At 74.3% G+C, this 2,428-nt stretch carries 3 protein-coding genes and 1 pseudogene; all 4 read left to right on the top strand.

What is annotated here, in order from left to right; translation table 11 throughout:
* Positions 1 to 175, top strand: a pseudogene (locus HMPREF3105_RS13625) (ribosome small subunit-dependent GTPase A); the annotation flags it as partial.
* Positions 176 to 204: 29 nt separating this feature from the next.
* Positions 205 to 1,044, top strand: coding sequence for a histidinol-phosphatase (hisN, locus tag HMPREF3105_RS11700; RefSeq protein WP_041104303.1), 840 nt, complete (start codon positions 205 to 207; stop codon positions 1,042 to 1,044).
* A gap of 77 nt (positions 1,045 to 1,121) precedes the next feature.
* Positions 1,122 to 1,607, top strand: coding sequence for a FluC/FEX family fluoride channel (locus tag HMPREF3105_RS11695; protein WP_041104301.1), 486 nt, complete (start codon positions 1,122 to 1,124; stop codon positions 1,605 to 1,607).
* Entirely contained in the window at positions 1,604 to 2,050 is a 447-nt protein-coding gene (locus HMPREF3105_RS11690) for a CrcB family protein (RefSeq protein ID WP_041104299.1), read from the top strand. Before HMPREF3105_RS11695 ends, HMPREF3105_RS11690 begins: the two co-directional genes overlap by 4 nt.
* Positions 2,051 to 2,428: the final 378 nt, after the last annotated feature.

Here is a 2,428-nt window from a genome sequence, read left to right as displayed (position 1 = left end):
CTGCCCGCGCGGCTGCACCCACACCGCCGACTCCCCCGGCTGCGGCCTGGACGCATGGGTGGCCGCGGGCCACGCCGGCCCCTCGGGAGCGGCACGCCTGGCCTCGCTGCGGCGTCTGCTCGGCAACCGGCTGGCCCCCTCGGGGGCGGAGGACGCGGCGTCGTCCGAGGACTGAGGCGGCCCGCGCGGTATAGCGTGGGCGGCATGGAGCGACCTGAGAACCCTGCGACCCGCGGCCGCGACCTCACGGAGGACCTGCGGCTGGCCCACATGCTGGCGGACAACGTGGACTCGATCACGATGTCCCGGTTCAAGGCCCAGGACCTCGAGGTCAGCACCAAGCCGGATCTCACCCCTGTCACGGATGCGGACCGCGCCGCCGAGGAGTCCATCCGCTCGACCCTGTCCCGTGCCCGGGCGCGCGACGGCATCGTGGGTGAGGAGTTCGGCGGATCTCTGAGCCGCTCCGGCCGGCAGTGGGTGGTCGACCCCATCGACGGCACCAAGAACTTCGTGCGCGGCGTGCCCGTGTGGGCCACCCTCATCGCGCTGCTGATCGACGGCGAGCCCGTCGTCGGCGTCGTCTCCGCCCCCGCCCTGCACCGTCGCTGGTGGGCCGCGGCCGGCCAGGGCGCCTTCGCGGGCACCTCGCTCACGCGTGCTCAGCGGATCACCGTGTCCGGCGTGGACCGGGTCGAGGACGCGTCGCTGTCCTTCTCCTCGATCGAGGGCTGGCGCGAACGCGGCTCGATCCGCGCGTTCCTGCAGCTCACCTCGGACGTGTGGCGCGTGCGCGGCTTCGGCGACTTCTGGTCCTACATGCTCGTCGCCGAGGGCGCCGTGGACATCGCGGCCGAGCCCGAGCTCGAGCTGCATGACATGGCCGCTCTGGTGCCGATCGTGCGCGAGGCCGGCGGCCGCTTCACCTCGCTGGACGGCGAGGACGGCCCGTTCGGCGGGCACGCGCTGGCCACGAACGGCCTGCTCCACGACGACGTCCTCGCCCGCCTCCGCGCGGGTGACGAGACCGAGGGCGGCGCCTGATAGCAGTGCGGGGGGAGACGACGGCCGACCGGAGGGGCGGGCGCGGGACAGATCGCCGGCCCGGCACTGCGGGTGCGGTGGCCCTCGGCGGTGCCGCGGGCGTGCTGTGCGGTGCGGGGGTGATGAACGCGGTGACCGCGCTGGCCGGGGCGCCCAACTTCCGCGGCACGTTCGGCGCCGCGTTCGGGGCGGTCGACGTGCTGGTCCAGGCCCTGCCGCTGTTCGTGGTGAACGTGCTCGGCTCGTTCCTGCTCGGCCTGCTGTGGGCGGCCTCGCGACGCCGCGGGCCGGACTGGCGTCCACGCCTGGTGGCGGGGCTGGGAACCGGCTTCCTCGGTGCGTTCACCACCATCTCCAGCGCCGTCGCCCTGGTGCTGTGGCCGGTGCGGCTGGGCGCCGCGGCGTCCGGGGCGGGTGGCGTCCTCGCCGCGGCGGTAGCGGTGCTGCTGGTGCTCGCGCTGATGGCTGCACTCTCGACGGCGGCGGCCGTGCTCGGCCTGCGCGCCGGTGGCGCCCCGGGGTCGCGCGCGGTCGGGACGGATCGTTCGGCGGAGGACGCATGAGCGGCGCGGGATACGAGGTCTTCGCTCTCCTCCAGGTGGCCCTCCTGGCCTGCCTCGCGGCGGGCGGGGCGCTCGGCGCCCTGGTGCGCCGGCGCCTGACCGACCGGCTCGGCCCCCGGGGTCTGCTCACCGCCAACACGACGGCGGCCCTGCTCCTCGGCGTCACCGTCGGCCTGGCCGTGCCGGAGCTGGTGTACGCCTCCGAGAGCTGGGGCGACGGGCAGGGGCTCGTGCTCGTCGCGGCGGTGTCCGCCGTGGTGTCCGGGTTCTGCCTCGCCCTGGGGACGTGGTCCACCGTGGCCGCTGAGGCGGCTGACGCCGCGCTCGCCCGTCGATGGGGCACAGCCGCCCGCCTGTGGACCGCGCATCTGGGGCTGGGGCTGGTGGCCGTCGTCGTCGGCTGGGGCGCCGGCCTGGGCCTGCACGCCGTCCTGGCCGGCTGAGGGGCGGGCCGCCGCACACCGGCATGGACACGACGAAGGCCCCGGAATCGGGGTGATTCCGGGGCCTTCCCGTGGTGGTGAGTGGAGCCGGCGGGACTATCCCCCAATCCGGCTCTGACTAGGCATTATGCGCGGCGCAGATCGTCCCGGTCAGGTGGTGGTCAGAAGAAGACCCCCGCGACGGCGGCAACCGTCCGGGGGTATGGACACCACGTAAGCAAGGACGTGACGCCGTGAATCAGCCTACCCGTACCCTCCCCAGCATCCTCCAGCCCGTCGCCCGCGCCGCTGTCTCTGTGGCGCTCACGGTGGCGGGCTTCTTCCTTCTCTCCGCCCCGTCTCTTCTCATGGGGGCGTGCTGACGATGGGCGACTACTA

The sequence above is a fragment of the Micrococcus sp. HMSC31B01 genome, from assembly GCF_001816085.1.
Taxonomy (GTDB): Bacteria; Actinomycetota; Actinomycetes; order Actinomycetales; family Micrococcaceae; genus Micrococcus; species Micrococcus luteus.
Note: the sequence above shows the minus strand (reverse complement) of the source record. Positions and strands in the feature narration are given on the sequence as shown.